This window comes from Lysinibacillus sp. ZYM-1 (assembly GCF_001308875.1).
In the GTDB taxonomy this organism is placed as follows: Bacteria; Bacillota; Bacilli; order Bacillales_A; family Planococcaceae; genus Lysinibacillus.
The window spans coordinates 1-700 of sequence record NZ_KQ465183.1 but is presented as its reverse complement, the minus strand read 5'-3'; the positions used below and the strand labels follow the sequence as shown (position 1 = coordinate 700).

Here is a 700-nt window from a genome sequence, read left to right as displayed (position 1 = left end):
ACCCATATTTTAAAATAAATGGCGGTCCCGACCGGGATCGAACCGGCGATCTCCTGCGTGACAGGCAGGCATGTTAACCGCTACACCACGGGACCATTTGGTTGCGGGGGCCGGATTTGAACCAACGACCTTCGGGTTATGAGCCCGACGAGCTACCACTGCTCCACCCCGCGATAATCTTATTGTCTTTTCGAGTTTTTAAAGCACCATTTATTGATATAAACTGGAGGAGGTAGAGGGATTCGAACCCCCGCGCGGTGTTACCCGCCTGTCGGTTTTCAAGACCGATCCCTTCAGCCAGACTTGGGTATACCTCCGTAACAATATATAAATGGTGGACCTTGCAGGACTCGAACCTGCGACCGGACGGTTATGAGCCGTCTGCTCTAACCAACTGAGCTAAAGGTCCTTAAGATGGCGGCAGAGGGGATCGAACCCCCGACCTTACGGGTATGAACCGTACGCTCTAGCCAGCTGAGCTACGCCGCCAGGATCTTTATACTGGTTATTTACTATGGTGGAGCCTAGCGGGATCGAACCGCTGACCTCCTGCGTGCAAGGCAGGCGCTCTCCCAGCTGAGCTAAGGCCCCATAATGTTTGTTTTTTGGAAATGGTCGGGAAGACAGGATTCGAACCTGCGACCCCTTGGTCCCAAACCAAGTGCTCTACCAAGCTGAGCTACTTCCCGTTCGTTTTATG

7 tRNA genes are annotated in these 700 nt (G+C 53.1%); all 7 read right to left on the bottom strand.

From position 1 onward, the window contains the following. Window positions 1-19: 19 nt before the first annotated feature. Window positions 20-95: transfer RNA gene (locus tag AO843_RS23760), tRNA-Asp, on the bottom strand. 3 nt (window positions 96-98) lie between these two features. After that, window positions 99-173, bottom strand: a tRNA-Met gene (locus AO843_RS23755). A gap of 51 nt (window positions 174-224) precedes the next feature. Further along, a tRNA-Ser gene (locus AO843_RS23750) sits at window positions 225-317 on the bottom strand. A 15-nt stretch (window positions 318-332) separates the two neighbouring features. Then, window positions 333-409: transfer RNA gene (locus AO843_RS23745), tRNA-Ile, on the bottom strand. A 6-nt stretch (window positions 410-415) separates the two neighbouring features. After that, a tRNA-Met gene (locus tag AO843_RS23740) sits at window positions 416-489 on the bottom strand. Between the two features lie 26 nt (window positions 490-515). Continuing rightward, window positions 516-591: transfer RNA gene (locus AO843_RS23735), tRNA-Ala, on the bottom strand. A gap of 21 nt (window positions 592-612) precedes the next feature. Continuing rightward, window positions 613-689, bottom strand: a tRNA-Pro gene (locus tag AO843_RS23730). Between the last annotated feature and the right edge of the window lie 11 nt (window positions 690-700).